The organism is Desulfuribacillus stibiiarsenatis, assembly GCF_001742305.1.
Taxonomy (GTDB): Bacteria; Bacillota; Bacilli; order Desulfuribacillales; family Desulfuribacillaceae; genus Desulfuribacillus_A; species Desulfuribacillus_A stibiiarsenatis.
Genome location: NZ_MJAT01000012.1, coordinates 215,721 through 233,922 on the forward strand (window position 1 = coordinate 215,721; position 18,202 = coordinate 233,922).

Sequence of the window (18,202 nt, forward strand, 5' to 3'; positions counted from 1 at the left end):
AGGAGGTCAATGAAATGCGAATTGCAATTGATGCAATGGGTGGCGACCACGCCCCGAAAGAAATAGTTTATGGAACTATTGAATCAGCCCAGAAGAATCCGCATATAACTTTTATAGTAGTGGGACAAGAAAACAAAATACGAGAATATATTGATAAAGACCTCAAAAATGTAGAAATTATACATGCCACGGAAGTAATTGAAGTAGATGAGGAACCTGTGAAAGCGTTGAAGAAAAAGAAAGATGCTTCCATGGTTGTAGCTGCAAAGCTTGTCAAAGAAAAACGAGCGGATGCAATGATCACCGCAGGGAATACAGGTGCTTTTATGGCTTCAGGACTGTTGACGATTGGGAGGCTACCAGGTGTTGTACGACCTGCTTTAGCTCCGGTATTTCCATCGACAAAGGGTTCAGGTACGTTAGTATTAGATGTCGGTGCCAATATGGATGCGAAACCTGAATACTTAGTGCAACATGCAATGCTTGGTAGTATCTATATGAGCAAGATGCTTGGCATTACGACACCCCGCGTCGGTCTTCTGAATATAGGCAGTGAACCTAGTAAAGGGAATGAGTTGCTTAAGGCCGTATATAAAATGCTAGAAGAGTCTAATTTGAACTTTATTGGCAATATTGAAGCTAGGGACATCATGGAAGGATCTTGTGATGTGTTAGTATGTGATGGATTTACAGGAAACATTTTATTGAAAACAGCAGAGGGTGTCGCTTCTACAATTTTTAATAGCTTGAAGCGAGAAATTAAAGGTTCTGTTTTCAGTAAACTCGGTGGTTTATTGCTACTACCGGCGTTTAAACGTTTGAAAAAAGGCTTAGATTATCGCGAATACGGTGGCGCACCTTTGTTGGGAGTGAAAGGCGCTTGTATTAAGAGTCATGGTTCGTCAGATCGAATGGCAATTATGAATGCGATTAATCAGGCCAAAATGTTTATAGAAAAAGGTACTTTAGATGAAATGGCTAGGGAGTTAACGAACAGGAGTGACACGATTGAAGAATAGAAATGTGGGTATCATTGGCACTGGATCATTCCTGCCTGCCAAAACGATAACTAACAAAGACTTAGAAACATTGGTGGATACAACAGACGAATGGATACGCTCTAGAACAGGTATAGAAGAAAGACGCATGGTAGAAGAGTCTGTGGCAGCATCAGATTTAGGTGTAGAGGCAGCTAAAAAAGCCTTAGAAGATGCGAATATATCCGCTGAAGAAATCGATCTTATCATTGTAGCGACTTTAACTCCAGACTATACATTCCCAAGTACGGCTTGTATCGTGCAAGAGAAATTAGGCGCGAAGAAAGCAGCCGCATTTGACTTATCTGCTGCTTGTTCAGGTTTCATATATGGACTTGCAACAGGTGCTCAATTTATTGCAACAGGACTTTATAAATACGTCTTAGTCATTGGTAGTGAGACTATTTCTAAAATTCTGAATTGGGAAGACCGTGGTACTTGTGTGTTGTTTGGTGATGGGGCAGGAGCATGTGTATTAGGGCCTGTAGAAGATGGTAAAGGATTTCAGTCGTTTGTTTTGGGTTCTGATGGAAGTGGAGCTGAGTTACTAAGTCAACCATCTAGTGGCTCGAAACTTCCGATAACCAGTGAAACGATTGCAAACAAAGAGAATACGTTGAAAATGGTTGGAAGTGAAGTGTTTAAGTTCGCAGTGCGTGTAATGGGCCAAGTGTCAGAAGAAGCAGTTGAGAAAGCTGGACTCAATAAAGAGGATATAGATTTTTTTGTACCACATCAGGCAAACATTCGAATCATTGAACCAGCAATGAAACGCTTAGGCTTAGGTATGGATAAAGCGTATATTAATCTACACAAATATGGAAACATGTCTTCGGCATCAATACCTGTGGCTTTAGATGAAGCTTTACAATCAGGTAGTATTAAAAAAGGCGATAATGTACTTTTAGTAGGATTCGGTGCCGGCTTAACATGGGGTGCCACAGTTGTAAAAATGTAATGATTCGTTATTATGGAGGGTGCTAAATGAAAACTAGAATTACGGAATTATTAGGAATTCAATATCCAATTATTCAAGGTGGTATGGCTTGGATTGCAAATGGTGACCTTGCTGCTGCAGTATCAAAGGCTGGTGGACTTGGAACAATCGGTGCTGGTAGTGCTCCGGCAGAATGGGTACGTGGCGAAATTCGCAAAATTAAACAATTAACAGATCGTCCATTTGCAGTTAATATTATGCTACTATCACCGCATGCTAAAGATGTAGTAGATGTTGTCATTGAAGAGAAAGTACCTATCGTTACTACAGGTGCAGGTAATCCAGGAATTTATATGAAACAATTGCAGGAATCTGGTACGAAGGTAATTCCGGTTGTTCCATCAGTAGCATTAGCGAAAAGACTCGAAAAGCTTGGCGTAGATGCAATTATCGTGGAAGGAATGGAAGCAGGAGGACATATCGGCGAATTAACAACAATGGTTTTAGTTCCTCAGGTTGTAGATGCTGTTCAGATTCCCGTGATAGCAGCAGGAGGAATTGCTGACGGTAGAGGTGTTGTGGCTGCCCTTGCATTAGGAGCAGAAGGGGTTCAAATCGGAACACGTTTTATTGTAGCAAAGGAGTGTACGGCTCCTCATATTAATTATAAACAAGCAATAATTAGAGCGAATGATCGCGATACAGTAGTTACAGGTCGACCTACAGGACACCCAGTACGTGTAATTCGTAATAAATTATCAAGAGAGTTTATGGAACTAGAAAGAAGCGGTGCATCTGCTGAAGAACTAGAGAAATTTGGCATTGGCAAATATCGAATTGCTGTTGAAGGCGACATTGATAAAGGTTCAATCCTTGCAGGACAAATTGCAGGCATGGTCACCAAAGAAGAAACAGTGGCAGAAATCATTCAAGATATTATGGCGACGACAGAAACTACATTAAATCGTGTCCGTAATGCAGGTATGGAGGCACGCTAGTATATGGGTAAAGTAGCATTTGTTTTTCCAGGTCAAGGGTCACAAACGATTGGCATGGGAAAAGAATTCATCGAAAATATTTCTATTGCACAGGAGTTGTTCGAGAAAGCTGATGAGGTATTAGGTTTTTCTTTAACACAATTATGTTTGGAAGGTCCAGAAGAAGACCTGAAGAAGACATATAATACACAACCAGCCTTATTGACAGCTAGCATTGCTGCTTTATATGCGATGGAAGCCATGGGCTTACATGTAAAGCCAGATTATGTCGCGGGACACAGTTTAGGTGAGTACTCTGCACTTGTTGCAGCGAAAGGACTTAAATTTGAGGATGCTGTTCAATTGGTGCGAAAGCGTGGGCAAGCAATGGAAGAGGCAGTCCCTCAAGGGCAAGGTGCGATGAGTGCTATTATGGGTATGGATCGAGAGTTGTTACACCAGATATGTGAAGAAGTTTCTAATGACGGTCATTTTGTCCAATTAGCGAATATTAATTGTCCAGGACAAATTGTTATCTCAGGACATGTTGATGCAGTGCAAGAAGCTGGTGAAAAAGCGAAAGCACAAGGTGCAAGAAAAGTGATTCCATTAGTAGTAAGCGGCCCTTTCCATTCTAAATTAATGGTTCCTGCGCAATTGAAATTGAAGGAAGAAATCGCACAACTAACAGTAGAAGATTTGCAAACGCCTTTAGTAGCAAATGTGACTGCTAATGCAGTCACAAAATCAGAACAAGTTAGGGAATTATTAGTGGAGCAAGTGACATCTTCTGTCCTTTGGGAAGACTCAATCCTATATCTAATTCAACAAGGGGTCGATACATTTATAGAAATTGGTCCTGGTAAAGTTTTGTCCGGACTGATTAAGAAAATTGATCGCTCTGTGCAAGTGTTTAACATTGAAGACATGGCTTCATTACAGGTTACGAAACAAGGGTTAGGACTCTAATCAGAGATACACTCAAATTTGAGAGAGTAGTGAATTGAGGAGGGATTATATGCTAACAAATAAAGTAGCACTTGTCACGGGAGGATCTCGTGGTATTGGTCGTGCCGTAGCTCTGGAATTAGCTAAAGAAGGTGCAAAGGTAGTCGTCAATTACGCGGGGAACGAAGCTAAGGCAGCAGAATTACTAGAAGAAATCAAAGCATTAGGCGGCGAAGGCGCAATTTATAAAGCTGACGTATCAAAGGCAGAAGAAGTCAATAATATGGTTGATTTCACATTAGAGACATTCGGTTCTATTGATATTTTAGTGAATAATGCAGGGGTTACTAGAGATAATCTCTTAATGAGAATGAAAGACTCTGAATGGGATGAGGTCATTGACATCAACTTAAAGGGAGTGTTCTATTGCTTAAAAGCAGTAACACGACCGATGATGAAACAGAAATCAGGCTGCATTATTAACATTGCATCGGTTGTGGGGATATCTGGTAATGCGGGTCAGGCGAATTATGTAGCAGCAAAAGCAGGTGTTATTGGTCTTACAAAAACCGCAGCTAAGGAATTAGCTCCAAGAGGAATTACTGTGAATGCTATTGCGCCAGGCTTTATAGAAACAGATATGACTGACAAATTAAATGAAGAAATTAAGTCACTAATCGCAAAACAGATTCCACTTGGGACGATGGGAAAGCCGGAAGATATAGCGCATGCAGTAGCGTTTTTAAGCTCTGATAAAGCAAGATATATTACTGGCCAAGTACTAGTAGTTGACGGCGGAATGGTGATGTAATTATAATACTTGAGAGGAGGTGAACTCATGTCTGATGTATTTGGTCGAGTAAAGCAAATTATCGTTGATCGTTTAGGGGCTGACGATGCAGAAATAACTTTAGAAGCTTCTTTTAAAGACGACTTAAACGCAGATTCTTTAGATGTTGTTGAACTAGTTATGGAACTAGAAGACGAGTTTGATATGGAGATTTCTGACGAAGATGCTGAAAAGATTACAACTGTTGGGGAAGCTGTAAGGTACATTGAAGCAAAAATCTAGTTATTACATATGTCCCGTAATCTAATTGCGGGACTTTTGTATAATCAATCAAGAATATATCTCTCAAAAGAGTACTCATATATGTTTATATTTCTACTATTGACTTGAGAAGAAGAGGTGAATCAATGAAAAAGCGCGTAGTAGTAACTGGGTTAGGTGCGTTAACGCCGATTGGCAATGATGTAGAAAGTTTTTGGGAAGGACTAAAAACTGGAAGGTCTGGTGTTGGTCTAATCGAGAAATTTGATACGACAGAATATCCGACTAAGATTGGAGCTGAAATTAAAGGCTTTAATCCGGAGGATTTTATCGACAAAAAAGAAGTAAAGCGTATGGACCGTTTCGTTCAATTTGCTGTAGCAGCTGCTAAAATGGCAATACAAGATGCGAATTTAACGATTTCTGATGAAAATAACGAGCGCATTGGAGTATATATTGGTTCTGGAATTGGTGGTCTAGAAACCTGGGAAAACCAATATAACGTACTTCTAGAAAAAGGGCCGAAGAGAGTCAGTCCATTCTTAATCCCAATGATGATTGCAAACATGGCTTCTGGAGTTGTGTCGATACAGGTTGGCGCGAAGGGACCGAATAGTGCAGCTATATCTGCTTGCGCAACGGGTACACATTCGATTGGTGATGCGTTTAAAATTATTCAACGTGGCGAAGCTGATGTAATGATTACAGGTGGTACAGAAGCAAGTATTACACCGCTAGGCTATGCGGGTTTCTGTGCAGCTCGTGCAATGTCTACTCGTAATGATGAGCCACAAAAGGCAAGTCGTCCATTCGATAAAGATCGTGATGGTTTTGTCATGGGTGAAGGTGCTGGAGTAATCGTTCTTGAAAGCTTAGAGCATGCTTTACAACGTGGTGCAACAATCTATGCGGAAATGGCAGGATACGGACTTAGTGGCGACGCATATCATTTAACTGCTCCCGCTCCAAATGGTGAAGGCGCAGCTCGTTCGATGAAAATTGCGATTGCTGATGCAGGAATTACTCCTAATGAAGTAAGCTACATCAACGCACATGGAACTTCAACAGAATTCAACGATAAGTTCGAAACGATGGCAATCAAGACAGTGTTTGGCGATTATGCGTATGAAATTCCAGTAAGTTCCACGAAGTCTATGACTGGCCACTTATTAGGGGCTGCAGGTGGAATCGAAGCAATTGCTTGTGTAAAAGCAATTATGGAGGATATCGTACCACCAACTATTAATTATGATACACCAGATTCTGAATGTGATTTAGACTATGTACCAAATCAAGTGAGAAAGCATACTGTAGAAGTTGCTATGTCAAATTCATTAGGATTTGGTGGTCATAACGCTACGATATGTTTGAAAAAATATAAGCCATAGTTTAAAATGGATATAGTTGTCAATCAATTGAATAAACTCGAGTTAAGGAAGTACAGAAATGTGCTTCCTTATTTCAATCAAGTTAGCATAATTTAGATGGCATAGAGTTAGAAAGTAAGGGTGTGTTTTTATGAAAAGATTTGAACTATTACAACATGAGCTTGGAATTCAATTCATTAACAAAAAATTGTTGTATCAAGCATTTACTCACGCATCATATATTAATGAGCACCGTAAAGAATTGAAACATGACAATGAGCGGTTAGAGTTTCTAGGGGATGCTGTATTAGAGTTGACAATCAGTGAGCATTTATTTAAATCGTATCCGAAAATGAAGGAAGGGGATTTAACAAAGCTTAGGGCTGCGATAGTTTGTGAATCTTCTTTAGTCTCTTACGCAATGCAATTAAATTTCGGAGCGTATATTTTATTAGGACGTGGCGAAGAGAATACAGGCGGACGTAAGCGACCAGCATTATTAGCAGACGTCTTTGAAGCTTTTATAGGAGCGCTCTATCTAGATCAAGGTTTAGGGAGTGTTAGTCAGTTCTTAGAAAAACACGTGTTTCCATCAATATCACAGGGCCAGTTTAAAGAAGTCCGAGATTATAAGAGTGCATTACAAGAATATGTACAAGAAAAGGGCATCGGGTTAATAGAATATCGTATTATCAATGAGAAAGGTCCTGCGCATCAAAAGACATTTGTCTCTAGGGTTTTTCTAGATGGACAACCTATTGGTGAAGGGATGGGTAAAACAAAGAAGGAAGCTGAACAAGAAGCGGCAAATGTAACTTTGAAAATTATCATCAAATCATAATGTCAGGTGAATATATGAGCGATAACAAAAAAGAAAAGAAAGTTTCAATATTTGTTCCTCATTTAGGCTGTCCACATGATTGTGCTTACTGTAATCAAGAGAAAATTACAGGCTTAAAGAAATCAGTTGTTCGTTCCATCGCCGAAATTGAACAAGAGATTAAAAAGCAGTTGGAATCGATTGATTGTAATCAGAATCATGTAGGTATAGCTTTTTTCGGGGGCAGCTTTACAGGGCTGCCACATGACTATCAAATACAATTATTAGAGCTCGGGACGAAATACGTTAATCATTATTCTTTACAGGGAATTCGCTTTTCTACTAGACCGGATTATATTAATGCAGACGTACTTAAAAACTTACAAGGTTATCCAATTGAGGCAATTGAACTAGGGGTACAATCTTTAGATTCCCAAGTATTACAATGCTCAAATCGAGGTCATAGTGTTCAAGATGTGTATCAGGCTGTATCACTGATACGAGAAACTCCGTATTTATTAGGCATTCAATTAATGGTAGGATTACCATTTGACTCATTAGAGATCTCAATTAAGACGGCCCAGGAAGTAATTCGTCTTGCGCCAGATTTTGTGAGAATTTATCCGACACTTGTTCTACAGGGCACAGAGCTAGAGCAATTATATCAAAAGGGTTTATATACACCATGGTCATTACAAGACACTATCGAAAACACAGCAAAAATGGTACGATTATTTTATCAGTCGAATATCCCGATTATTCGGTTAGGACTACAAGCATCGGAAGAGTTGCAAGAAACAGGTGCTGTCATTGCAGGTCCATATCATCCGAACATCCGACAATTGATTGAATCTCAGTATTTCCTTGACCTATTATTAGAGTTATCTACGGATAGTTTTTCCGGTAATGATGACCTCATCTATATATCCATTCATCCATCGGATGAGACTGCATTTCGCGGACAAGGAAACCAAAACCTACAATCGTTCATGGATAAGTTTCGTAAGAAGATTATTCTTGTCAAAGATTCTACACAACGGAAGAAAACATTTTCAATCATTGAATCATTATAAGAGCACTAGAACAGGGCTTTACTATAGTAGATAGCGAGAAAAGTGGGGGAACAGAGTTGTTCTTAAAAAGATTAGAAATCCGTGGTTTTAAATCTTTCGCTGATAAAACTGAACTTGAATTTCCGCAAGGAATTACTGCTGTTGTTGGGCCAAATGGAAGTGGAAAAAGTAATATTTCAGATGCAGTGCGTTGGGTTTTAGGTGAGCAAAGTGCAAAGTCGTTACGTGGGCAAAAGATGGAGGACATTATTTTTGCTGGTAGTGACAGTCGTAAGCCAATCAACTTTGCCGAGGTAACATTAGTACTAGACAACGAGCAACAAGCTCTGCCAATTGACTATAGTGAAGTAGCAGTTACTAGAAAGGTGTATCGCTCAGGGGAAAGTGAGTATCTATTAAACAACCAAACCTGCCGTCTGAAGGATATCCATGAGCTTTTTATGGATACAGGGCTTGGTAAAGAAGCTTATTCTATTATTGGACAAGGTAGAATTGAAGAGGTCTTAAGCAGTAAATCCGAGGAACGTCGAGGGATATTCGAAGAAGCGGCCGGTATAGTAAAGTTCAAGTCTCGAAAAAGAGAAGCAGAGAAAAAGTTAGAAGAAACGGAATTGAATCTAGTTCGTGTACATGATGTGATGATGGAATTAGAAGATCAAATTGAACCATTAAAGGAAGCATCTGAGAAAGCGGAGAAATTTCTACAGTTGCGTGCAGAGTTAAAGCAACTGGATATTGCCCTACATGCCCATCAAATAGAAGTATTTGATCAGGAATGGAAACAATTCACAAAAGAAAAAGAAATCCTAGAGGAACAGCTTTCTTCAATTTCAATCAGTAGCCAATCGAGAGAAGCAGAATGCACACAATTGAAGTGGAATTTATCTAAGTGCGAACAGCTATTAGACCAATATCAGTCGACATACACAGACATTTCCACACAATTAGAAAAGACGATTGGTGACAAAAAAGTATTGATAGAGCGTAAGCAAAATATTGATACGAATATTCAACAATTTACGAGTGAAAGTGAACAATTGCAATTTTCTTATGATATTAAATTACAACAAATTCAAGAAAATGAGGCTTATATAGCCCAGACTAAACAGCAATACAAACAGAAGAAGAGCGAATTAGAACTTCAATTACATGTATTGAAGAATCAGGAAAATGACGTAATCAGTAAAGACGCTTTATTAGAGAAAATGAAAAGCGATATTATTGATAACCTACAAAAACAAGCAACTAATCGAAATGAATCTAAGTATGCTGAACAAGCAAATGAAAAGATACGTGTAAAAGTAGAACAATTACAACAGCAAAGCAGGCACCTTAAGCAGCAAATTGAAGAACTAAATAAGCAACAAAAGTCTTTTCAAGAGCAGTTACATAACGTAACAGCATCGATGGCTACTGCAAAGGAACAATATTCGAAACAAAAGAGTACTCTAGAAACAGCACAGGCGGCCTATCAAGTTTCCCTAGATGAATATCAACAAAACGTACAACTATTTCATAGGAAAAAAGACAGACAAAAATTACTGAATGAGATGGAAAATGAATATGCAGGGTATTTTCAAGGGACGAAGGAAATTTTACAGACGAAGGATCGGGACAAAGCATTACAGCGCGATATTAAGGGTGCTGTCGTAGATTTAATTAAGGTTCCTCAACCATATGAAACAGCCATAGAAACTGCCCTGGGGAATGCGTTACAACATATCGTAGTGTCAGACGAAGTAACAGCGCAAAAGTGTATACAACTGTTAAAGTCTAAAGCTCGTGGAAGGGCGACTTTTCTACCGTTAACGATTATTAAAGGAACCCAGAGAACGTATCCAGAGTGCCATGGATTGGATGGATTTGTTGGCTATGCTGCAGAGTTAATTTCATATGATAGCATGTTTCAGGGAATTATTCACAATCTATTAGGTAATGTTATGATTACCAAAGATATAAAAGCAGCTACTGAGATTGCCAAAAAAATCGGTTTTAAATGCAGAGTTGTGACTTTAGATGGAGACTATATTAACCCTGGTGGTGCAATGACAGGTGGAGCTCAGCAAAAAGGTACAAGCTCTTTAATGAGTAGAAAAAATGAGATCACGCAGCTACAAACGGAGCTATCTGATCTGAAGATTCGTTTAACTGAGGCTGAACTAGAGAATAATAGTAAAAAAACGCATATTGAAAATCAGCAACGTGAGTTGGCAACGCTACTAAATCAAATTGATGAGTTACGTCATCAAGAAATAGGCTTTCATGCAGAGGCTCAAAAACTTACGCAAGAAATACAACATCGTACAGAAAATCTTTCGATCTGTATGGAAGAAAACCAGCTACATCAAGCAGATGTCATAACCAATGAGAATAAGATTGCAGAAATTGATCAACTATTATCGCAATTGATTCAGGAACATCAAACACTTGAATTAGATTTACAACAGCACCAAAAAAAGTTAATGGTAGAGCTTTCCCAAAAGGAAACAATGTCAACATCAATCACAGAGCTAAGGATTGATTTAGCAAAATTTGAAGAACAACTAAACACTCTACAAGATAATCACAAAAGAAATCAAGAAGAACTACAAGAACTCTTCATTAGAAAAAGTAAAATTGCAAATAGCCATAGTGATTTAGTGCATCAATTTGGAACAATTGACACAGAAATGGATCGGCTCGATCAAATGACAGAACACCTATTAAGAGAAAAGACACGACTAGAGCAAATGATTCAAGACGAAAGAGTCGGTCGAAAACGTTTACAGGATCATGTCAATGAACTTGAGGCTACAATTGCCAATCTGTTAGAACAAAGCAAAGCATACGATAAACAAATCCATCAATTAGATTTAAAGGCGAATCGTTGCGATGTAGAGCTAAATAATGCGTTACGACAATTGGAAGAAGAATACGAAATTAGTTACGAGAAAGCTAAAAAGGATTACCCTCTACAAGAGGAGTTATCCGTGATGAAACCTAAGATTAAAGGGTTAAAGGATAAGATTCATGCGCTAGGCGAAGTCAACACAGGTGCAATCGAAGAATACCAAAGAGTATATGAACGATATCACTTTTTGAAATATCAAAAAGAAGATTTACAAGAAGCAATTAATAAAATTTATGATGTAATTCAAGAAATGAATGTTGAAATGGAAAGACGATTCATAGAAAGCTTCAAGCTTATTAAAGATAATTTCTCAGATGTATTCCAGAAAATGTTCGGTGGGGGAAGAGCAAGTTTGCAATTATCGGATCCATCCAACATATTGAATACGGGCATTGAGATATTTGCAGAACCTCCAGGCAAAAAACTCCAACATTTATCACTGCTATCGGGTGGAGAAAGGGCATTGACTGCGATTGCGCTATTATTTGCAATCTTACGCGTGAGTCCAGTTCCGTTTTGCATTCTTGATGAGGTGGAAGCAGCACTTGATGAAGCAAACGTCTCAAGATTTGCCAACTATTTACGTAAGTTTAGTGAACATACACAGTTTATTGTTGTAACTCACCGAAAGGGAACTATGGAGGCAGCAGATATCTTATACGGAGTGACAATGGAAGGTTCCGGGGTATCGAAAATGATTTCTGTTAAGTTAGAAGATGCAGTCAAAATGAATTTAACTGGAGAACAGGTGGAAGCGTCATAGGAAGGGGATCATATTGTGGGATTATTTCAAAAACTTAAAGAAAAGCTTTTAGATACAAAGCAAGATATTGAGGAAGTAAGTTTAAAGTTTAAAGAGGGGCTTTCGAAGACCCGTGATTCTTTTGTTGGTAAAATGGAAGACTTATTGAGAAGAAGTAAAAAGATTGATGAAGAGTTCTATGAGGAATTGGAAGAGATTTTGATTGGTTCAGATATTGGTGTTAACACGGTATTAGAATTGATGGATGAACTTCGTGATGAAGTCAAAGAAAAGAGAATCAGTGACGCCACTGAGCTTCAACCTATCTTGTCCAACAAACTTAAATCGATTTTAAAGGATCACGATAATGCATTAAATTTTCAACAAAACGAGATGACTGTAATTGTAATCGTTGGCGTGAATGGCGTAGGTAAGACAACAACGATTGGCAAGCTAGCACATAAGTTTAAACAGCAAAATCTAAAGGTAGTATTAGCTGCGGGAGATACATTCCGTGCTGCAGCCATTGACCAATTAAAGGTTTGGGGTGGCCGAGTAGGCGTTGATGTCATTGCTCAGCAGGAAGGTTCTGATCCAGCAGCAGTGATGTATGACGCAATTCATGCAGCAAGAGCACGCAAAGCTGACGTCCTAATTTGTGATACTGCTGGACGCTTGCATAATAAAGCGAATCTAATGAATGAATTGAATAAAGTGTATCGAGTGATTGGGAAAGAAGTGCCTGGAGCACCTCATGAAGTACTTCTAGTTTTAGATGCTACTACAGGACAGAATGCACTCCAACAAGCGAAAACTTTTGGTGAGACTGCAGGTGTAACAGGAATCGTCTTAACAAAACTAGACGGTACTGCTAAAGGTGGAATTGTAATTGCTATTAGTAAGGAACTAAGCATACCAGTAAAGCTAGTCGGCCTTGGCGAGAAGATGGAAGATTTACAAGAATTCGACCAACAAAAGTTTGTCGATGCCTTATTCCCAACTCAAGTCTTTGAAGAACCATTGATAGATGAGAACGACGACCTATATACAGAATTAGAGTTGCAAGATGAATCAGAAGAAAAAAATCAGTAAGGTGTAAAGATTTTTACTTGACACTAATTTCTTTATTGTGTATGATACTTGAGGAGCTTAAAGTGAGGAGGGACTTCCTTGTTAGAAAAGACAACAAGGGTTAACTTGCTTTATGATTTTTATGGATCACTTCTATCAGATAAGCAACGTGATTTCTTTGAACTTTATTATCATGACGATTGGTCGTTAGGAGAAATTTCAGAGAAATATGAGATTTCTAGACAAGGCGTTTATGATAATCTTAGAAGATCCGTGAGATCCTTAGAAGAATATGAAGAGAAGCTGGGCCTGTATCAAGAAGATTTACGTAAAACAGCAATACTTGAAACTATAGAAGATTGCATTAATCAAACGGGATTAGACCCAAGTGATAAAGATAAATTGATTGTGTTGATGAAAAGTCTGCAAATGAATGACTGAGGAGGGCGGCATATGGTTTTTCAGGGACTAGCCGACCGGTTACAACAAACCTTTAATAAATTAAAGAAAAAAGGTAAGATTACCGAAGCTGATGTTAAAGAAGCATTGCGCGAGGTTCGTTTAGCGCTGTTAGAAGCGGATGTAAACTTTAAGATTGTTAAACAATTTATAGATAAAGTAAAAGACCGCGCTGTTGGACAAGAGATTTTAGGCAGTCTAACGCCTGGTCAACAAGTGATAAAACTTGTGAACGAAGAACTTACTGAGCTAATGGGTGGAACCCAAAGCAAACTGACAATTAGTTCAAGTCCACCAACTGTAGTCATGATGGTAGGCTTACAAGGTGCTGGAAAGACTACATCCAGTGGTAAGCTAGCAAATTATCTTAAAAAGCAAAACCGTCGCCCGTTATTAGTTGCTTGTGATATTTATCGTCCAGCGGCTATTAAACAAATCCAAGTGTTAGGTCAACAATTAGATATCCCTGTATTCAGTATGGGAGATAAGAATAGTCCAGTTAATATTGCAAATGCAGCAATTGAGCATGCAAAACGTCATGGTAACGACTATGTCATTATCGATACAGCTGGTCGCTTGCATATTGATGAAGCTTTAATGGATGAACTAATCGCTGTTAAAGGTCAAGTATCGCCTGATGAAATACTTTTAGTAGTAGATGCAATGACAGGTCAAGATGCGGTAAATGTAGCAGAATCCTTTCATAAGCAACTTACACTATCAGGTGTAGTATTAACAAAACTTGATGGTGACACTCGTGGTGGTGCTGCCTTATCTGTTAAAGCAGTTACAGGATGCCCTATTAAGTTTGCGGGTATGGGTGAAAAGTTAGATGCACTTGAGCCTTTCCATCCAGATCGTATGGCATCTAGGATTCTTGGTATGGGCGATGTGTTATCTCTCATTGAAAAAGCCCAAGAAGGTATGGACCAAGATAAGGCTAAAGAGCTTGAAAAGAAAATGCGTAATGCAGAATTTACTTTTGATGACTTTTTGGATCAAATGGAACAAGTAAGAAAAATGGGTCCATTAGACCAAGTTCTTGGTATGTTACCTGGAGCTAATAAGATTAAAGGTATTCAAAACATGCAAGTAGATGAGAAACAATTAGCGAGAGTAGAAGCGATTGTAAAGTCTATGACTAAGCATGAAAAGCAGAATCCCGAAGTCATTAACGCTAGCCGACGTAAACGTATTGCGGCAGGTAGTGGTACCCAGGTTTCTGATGTAAATCGCTTGTTAAAGCAATTTACAGATATGAAGAAAATGATGAAGCAATTTACATCCGTTCAAAAAGGAAAAGGGAAAAAGAAATTTAAGCTTCCGTTTTTCTAAAATATAATGAAGTGATTCTAAAGAGGAGGTGAAATAATAGTGGCAGTTCGTATTCGTTTAAAGCGTATGGGTGCAAAAAAAGCTCCGTTCTATCGCGTAGTAGTATCTGATTCTCGTTCTCCTCGTGATGGACGTTTCATTGAAGAAATCGGCACATACAACCCTGTAACTCAACCAGCACAAATCAACATCAGTGAAGATCGTGCTTTACATTGGTTACAAACAGGTGCTCAACCTTCAGATACAGTTCGTAACTTGTTCAGTAAGTTAGGAATTCTACAAAAGAACCATGAAATGAAACAAAAATAGTTTGCCAGAGGGGGTATTCCCGTGCAAAAATTAGTAGAAGTAATTGCTAAGTCTCTGGTTGATTACCCTGATGAAGTCCGTGTTAAGGAAGTTGTCGACGGAGATTCTATCGTTTTTGAACTCAGTGTTGCTCAAAGTGACATGGGGAAAATTATCGGGAAACAGGGTAAGACAGTTAAAGCTTTGCGCACTGTTGTAAATGCAGCTGCAGTCAAAGATAACAAAAAAATTTCTGTTGAAATTATTTAGTCATTCTTACAAAGGGTTGGGTTAATTCTCAACCCTTTTAAGTTATTTTAAACATATATAGGTGATAATATGTTAGTGAAAAGATCTGTAAGGGTTAAAATGATTATGACAGACGAAACTCGTAAAGAGATCGAAGAGAAATATTTAGGAGAATTACATCAGATTCGAATAGAGTTAGAACAATTAGAATTTCAAAATAAAAAATTAGTAGCTGAAGCAAGGCGGAAATCGATTGATGCTAAAGATATTATCTATAAATTTGACCAAGAAAAGAAAAAACGTGCCCTTCGATTAGAGCAATTAGAAATTAAAATTAAGGAAATCCTAAAGATTGAGAATGGCGTTGAATTAGCATACAGTACAGTGGACAGTTATGTCACTGTTGAAATAGGTAGTAAGTGGGAAACATTAATAGAGAGTCCCGAAATTATACTTAAGGATGGAATTGTAGTAGAAATTAGAAATCCATAACATATAAAAGGTGATAAACATGATGAAAACATACCAAGGTAATAAAATATTTAGAGTCGGTAAAATTGTAAACACTCAGGGAATTAAAGGTGAACTAAGGATTGTTCCGGTCACGGATTTCCCAGATCGATTTCAACGTGGTGAAGAATTTATTGTAGAAGATGCAAAAGGCCAGCAATTTGTAACAATCGTTGAAAGCGCTCGTCCACATAAAAACTTCATCCTCCTCAAATTTAAAGATATGAACTCTATCAATGATGTGGAGAAATGGAAGGGTGGAGAGCTCTTTGTAACGGAAGAGAATTTAGCGCCACTGGAAGAAGGAGAATATTACTTTCACCAACTAATTGGCCTACAAGTCTATACAGAAGATCAGGTTCATGTTGGAACATTAGATGACATTTTGCAAACAGGTGCTAATGATGTGTACGTGGTGAAACGTCCAGGTCAGAAGGATTTACTCTTACCTGTAATCGATGAATGTATTCGTGAGGTTAACTTAGATAAAAACCAAATCATCGTATATATTATGCCAGGGCTAGAATAAATCATTACGTAAGAAAAAGATGGTGATTCTATGAAAATCGATATATTAACAATATTTCCAGAGATGTTTACTGGAGTTTTGCAGTCTAGCATCTTAAAACGAGCCCAAGAAAGCCAGGCTGTTTCTATACATACAATTAATTTTCGTGATTATGCTACGGACAAGCATAAAACAGTCGATGACTATCCTTATGGTGGGGGGGGGGGAATGGTTTTAAAACCAGAGCCTATTTTCCGAGCGATTGAATCCCTCAATCATGCAGCGGATACTCGAGTAATTTTAATGTGTCCCCAAGGGGCAACCTTTACTCAGGAGAAGGCTGTAGAGTTTAGCAAAGCAGAACATCTGATTTTCATTTGTGGTCACTATGAAGGATACGATGAGCGTATCCGTGAACACATAGTGACTGATGAGATATCGATTGGTGATTATGTACTTACAGGTGGGGAATTGCCAGCAATGGTTATTATCGATAGTGTTGTTCGCCTCCTACCTGGTGTTCTAGGCAATGACACCTCAGCTGTATATGATTCATTTAGTACTGGCCTCCTTGAACATCCACATTACACTAGACCATGTGATTTTAGAGATATGAAGGTTCCTGAAGTGCTTACTGGTGGGAATCATCGTTTGATTGATGAATGGAGAAGACAACAGTCCCTCATTCGTACTTTAAAAAGAAGACCAGAATTATTAGAAAAAATGGAATTATCCCCAAAAGATAAGGAATTTATAGAAAAACACCTTGTATCTGAATTGTAATTATGATACAATACTCTTTGTGATTACGATGGTCCTCTGCTCTAGATACGATTTGTGGCATGAACATCTGTTGAAGGAAGGAGTGTTTAGAATGAACGTACTTAGCCAAATAACTAAAGAACAAGTTAAGAGTGAAATTCCATCTTTTAAGCCAGGGGATACGGTTAAAATTCACGTAAAAGTTATTGAAGGAACTCGTGAACGTATTCAGGTTTTTGAAGGAGTAGTAATTAAGCGTCGTGGTGCAGATATTAGCGAAACTTTCACAGTTCGCAAGATCTCCTACGGAGTAGGTGTGGAGCGTACTTTCCCAATCCATTCACCAAAGATCGAAAAGATTGAAGTTCTTCGCCGCGGACGTGTTCGTCGTGCGAAACTTTACTACTTACGTAATCTTACAGGTAAAGCTGCTCGTATTAGAGAAATATTATAAGTTGAAAGGGAGCTCGTTAGAGCTCCTTTTTCATTGTGAAATATAAAGATATTTGTTAATATATATAGATGAAATATTTATAGCATTTAGGAGGAAACCACACATGCATGAATCAGATTCCAACCGACCAGATGAAATACAGGACACAATCAATCCACATGATGGGAATAATGATTCTATCGCGAAAAGCATTGGGAAAGAGTTTGTCGATTGGGCTGTAACCCTTGGAGTAGCAGTTGTGTTAGCACTTCTTATTAGACACTTTTTATTTGCTATTTTTATCGTTGATGGAGAATCCATGTACCCAACGTTAAAAGACTCTGAATGGTTGATTGTCAATAAAGCGATTTACGTGGTAGGTGAGCCACGAAAGAATGATATTGTAGTTTTCCACGCAACGGCAACAAGGGACTATATAAAGAGAGTCATAGCTGTCGAGGGTGATGAATTGGAGATGGTAAATGGGGAAGTCTATGTAAATGGTAATTTATTAGACGAACCTTATATAAATGAACCAATGTCTTACCATAATAATTATGATAAAATAGTAATTCCTGAGAATAAAATTTTTGTAATGGGTGACAATCGAAATAAAAGTGCAGATAGTCGCATGCATGATATCGGGTTTATTGATGTAGATCAAGTGGTCGGAAGAGCAGAATTAGCCTTTTGGCCAATCAATGACATCAGAAGAGTGAAGTAAGGATATCGCATGGTCTGTCGA

Annotated in this window: 20 protein-coding genes; all 20 read left to right on the top strand. The window is 38.4% G+C overall.

Going from position 1 to position 18,202, the window contains the following annotated elements; translation table 11 throughout:
• Positions 1–14 precede the first annotated feature (14 nt).
• The 20 genes from plsX to lepB all read left to right on the top strand — a co-directional run bounded on the left by plsX (position 15) and on the right by lepB (position 18,181).
• On the top strand, positions 15–1,019 hold the full coding sequence (gene plsX / locus BHU72_RS06760) for a phosphate acyltransferase PlsX (RefSeq protein WP_069701858.1): 1,005 nt from the start codon (positions 15–17) through the stop codon (positions 1,017–1,019).
• Positions 1,009–1,995, top strand: a complete 987-nt coding sequence (locus BHU72_RS06765; protein ID WP_069701859.1) for a beta-ketoacyl-ACP synthase III — start codon at positions 1,009–1,011, stop codon at positions 1,993–1,995. The genes plsX and BHU72_RS06765 overlap by 11 nt, the downstream gene beginning before the upstream one ends.
• Before the next feature lie 26 nt (positions 1,996–2,021).
• Positions 2,022–2,972 carry an enoyl-[acyl-carrier-protein] reductase FabK gene (gene fabK / locus BHU72_RS06770; RefSeq protein ID WP_069701860.1) on the top strand — a complete coding sequence of 317 codons (951 nt, stop codon included), beginning with the start codon at positions 2,022–2,024 and terminating at the stop codon, positions 2,970–2,972.
• A 3-nt stretch (positions 2,973–2,975) separates the two neighbouring features.
• The gene (gene fabD / locus BHU72_RS06775; protein ID WP_069701861.1) at positions 2,976–3,920 is read left to right on the top strand and encodes an ACP S-malonyltransferase; all 945 of its coding nucleotides are present in this window, start codon (positions 2,976–2,978) and stop codon (positions 3,918–3,920) included.
• 49 nt (positions 3,921–3,969) lie between these two features.
• Positions 3,970–4,710, top strand: coding sequence for a 3-oxoacyl-[acyl-carrier-protein] reductase (gene fabG, locus BHU72_RS06780; protein WP_069701862.1), 741 nt, complete (start codon positions 3,970–3,972; stop codon positions 4,708–4,710).
• 27 nt (positions 4,711–4,737) lie between these two features.
• The gene (gene acpP, locus BHU72_RS06785; protein ID WP_069701863.1) at positions 4,738–4,971 is read left to right on the top strand and encodes an acyl carrier protein; all 234 of its coding nucleotides are present in this window, start codon (positions 4,738–4,740) and stop codon (positions 4,969–4,971) included.
• 125 nt (positions 4,972–5,096) lie between these two features.
• Complete coding sequence (fabF, locus tag BHU72_RS06790) at positions 5,097–6,338, top strand: beta-ketoacyl-ACP synthase II (RefSeq protein ID WP_069701864.1); 1,242 nt, start codon at positions 5,097–5,099, stop codon at positions 6,336–6,338.
• A 130-nt stretch (positions 6,339–6,468) separates the two neighbouring features.
• Positions 6,469–7,158 carry a ribonuclease III gene (gene rnc / locus BHU72_RS06795; protein WP_069701865.1) on the top strand — a complete coding sequence of 230 codons (690 nt, stop codon included), beginning with the start codon at positions 6,469–6,471 and terminating at the stop codon, positions 7,156–7,158.
• Positions 7,158–8,210: an elongator complex protein 3 gene (locus tag BHU72_RS06800; RefSeq protein ID WP_083248303.1), complete on the top strand. Its 1,053-nt coding sequence runs from the start codon at positions 7,158–7,160 to the stop codon at positions 8,208–8,210. Before rnc ends, BHU72_RS06800 begins: the two co-directional genes overlap by 1 nt.
• Before the next feature lie 56 nt (positions 8,211–8,266).
• On the top strand, positions 8,267–11,863 hold the full coding sequence (gene smc, locus BHU72_RS06805; RefSeq protein ID WP_069701867.1) for a chromosome segregation protein SMC: 3,597 nt from the start codon (positions 8,267–8,269) through the stop codon (positions 11,861–11,863).
• Positions 11,864–11,878: 15 nt separating this feature from the next.
• Complete coding sequence (ftsY, locus tag BHU72_RS06810) at positions 11,879–12,934, top strand: signal recognition particle-docking protein FtsY (RefSeq protein ID WP_069701868.1); 1,056 nt, start codon at positions 11,879–11,881, stop codon at positions 12,932–12,934.
• Positions 12,935–13,012: 78 nt separating this feature from the next.
• On the top strand, positions 13,013–13,354 hold the full coding sequence (ylxM, locus tag BHU72_RS06815; protein ID WP_069701869.1) for a YlxM family DNA-binding protein: 342 nt from the start codon (positions 13,013–13,015) through the stop codon (positions 13,352–13,354).
• Between the two features lie 12 nt (positions 13,355–13,366).
• Complete coding sequence (gene ffh, locus BHU72_RS06820; RefSeq protein WP_069701870.1) at positions 13,367–14,707, top strand: signal recognition particle protein; 1,341 nt, start codon at positions 13,367–13,369, stop codon at positions 14,705–14,707.
• A gap of 39 nt (positions 14,708–14,746) precedes the next feature.
• Positions 14,747–15,016 carry a 30S ribosomal protein S16 gene (rpsP, locus tag BHU72_RS06825; protein ID WP_069701871.1) on the top strand — a complete coding sequence of 90 codons (270 nt, stop codon included), beginning with the start codon at positions 14,747–14,749 and terminating at the stop codon, positions 15,014–15,016.
• Positions 15,017–15,037: 21 nt separating this feature from the next.
• On the top strand, positions 15,038–15,265 hold the full coding sequence (locus BHU72_RS06830; RefSeq protein ID WP_069701872.1) for a KH domain-containing protein: 228 nt from the start codon (positions 15,038–15,040) through the stop codon (positions 15,263–15,265).
• 69 nt (positions 15,266–15,334) lie between these two features.
• Complete coding sequence (locus BHU72_RS06835) at positions 15,335–15,736, top strand: YlqD family protein (RefSeq protein WP_069701873.1); 402 nt, start codon at positions 15,335–15,337, stop codon at positions 15,734–15,736.
• Positions 15,737–15,758: 22 nt separating this feature from the next.
• Entirely contained in the window at positions 15,759–16,283 is a 525-nt protein-coding gene (rimM, locus tag BHU72_RS06840; protein WP_069701874.1) for a ribosome maturation factor RimM, read from the top strand.
• A 30-nt stretch (positions 16,284–16,313) separates the two neighbouring features.
• A complete protein-coding gene (gene trmD, locus BHU72_RS06845; protein ID WP_069701875.1) occupies positions 16,314–17,045 on the top strand; it encodes a tRNA (guanosine(37)-N1)-methyltransferase TrmD in 732 nt (243 codons plus the stop codon).
• Positions 17,046–17,136: 91 nt separating this feature from the next.
• Positions 17,137–17,478 (top strand): 50S ribosomal protein L19, encoded by a 342-nt coding sequence (gene rplS, locus BHU72_RS06850; protein WP_069701876.1) that lies wholly within the window; start codon positions 17,137–17,139, stop codon positions 17,476–17,478.
• Positions 17,479–17,581: 103 nt separating this feature from the next.
• A complete protein-coding gene (gene lepB, locus BHU72_RS06855; protein ID WP_083248305.1) occupies positions 17,582–18,181 on the top strand; it encodes a signal peptidase I in 600 nt (199 codons plus the stop codon).
• The last annotated feature ends 21 nt before the right edge of the window (positions 18,182–18,202 follow it).

What these genes read in the sequence shown, in the direction of transcription:
- plsX (WP_069701858.1), top strand. Translation starts at nt 15, where the DNA reads ATGCGAATTGCAATTGATGCAATGGGTGGCGACCACGCCCCGAAAGAA.
- fabK (WP_069701860.1), top strand. Translation starts at nt 2,022, where the DNA reads ATGAAAACTAGAATTACGGAATTATTAGGAATTCAATATCCAATTATT.
- fabD (WP_069701861.1), top strand. Translation starts at nt 2,976, where the DNA reads ATGGGTAAAGTAGCATTTGTTTTTCCAGGTCAAGGGTCACAAACGATT.
- fabG (WP_069701862.1), top strand. Translation starts at nt 3,970, where the DNA reads ATGCTAACAAATAAAGTAGCACTTGTCACGGGAGGATCTCGTGGTATT.
- acpP (WP_069701863.1), top strand. Translation starts at nt 4,738, where the DNA reads ATGTCTGATGTATTTGGTCGAGTAAAGCAAATTATCGTTGATCGTTTA.
- fabF (WP_069701864.1), top strand. Translation starts at nt 5,097, where the DNA reads ATGAAAAAGCGCGTAGTAGTAACTGGGTTAGGTGCGTTAACGCCGATT.
- rnc (WP_069701865.1), top strand. Translation starts at nt 6,469, where the DNA reads ATGAAAAGATTTGAACTATTACAACATGAGCTTGGAATTCAATTCATT.
- BHU72_RS06800 (WP_083248303.1), top strand. Translation starts at nt 7,158, where the DNA reads ATGTCAGGTGAATATATGAGCGATAACAAAAAAGAAAAGAAAGTTTCA.
- ffh (WP_069701870.1), top strand. Translation starts at nt 13,367, where the DNA reads ATGGTTTTTCAGGGACTAGCCGACCGGTTACAACAAACCTTTAATAAA.
- BHU72_RS06835 (WP_069701873.1), top strand. Translation starts at nt 15,335, where the DNA reads ATGTTAGTGAAAAGATCTGTAAGGGTTAAAATGATTATGACAGACGAA.
- rimM (WP_069701874.1), top strand. Translation starts at nt 15,759, where the DNA reads ATGAAAACATACCAAGGTAATAAAATATTTAGAGTCGGTAAAATTGTA.
- trmD (WP_069701875.1), top strand. Translation starts at nt 16,314, where the DNA reads ATGAAAATCGATATATTAACAATATTTCCAGAGATGTTTACTGGAGTT.
- rplS (WP_069701876.1), top strand. Translation starts at nt 17,137, where the DNA reads ATGAACGTACTTAGCCAAATAACTAAAGAACAAGTTAAGAGTGAAATT.
- lepB (WP_083248305.1), top strand. Translation starts at nt 17,582, where the DNA reads ATGCATGAATCAGATTCCAACCGACCAGATGAAATACAGGACACAATC.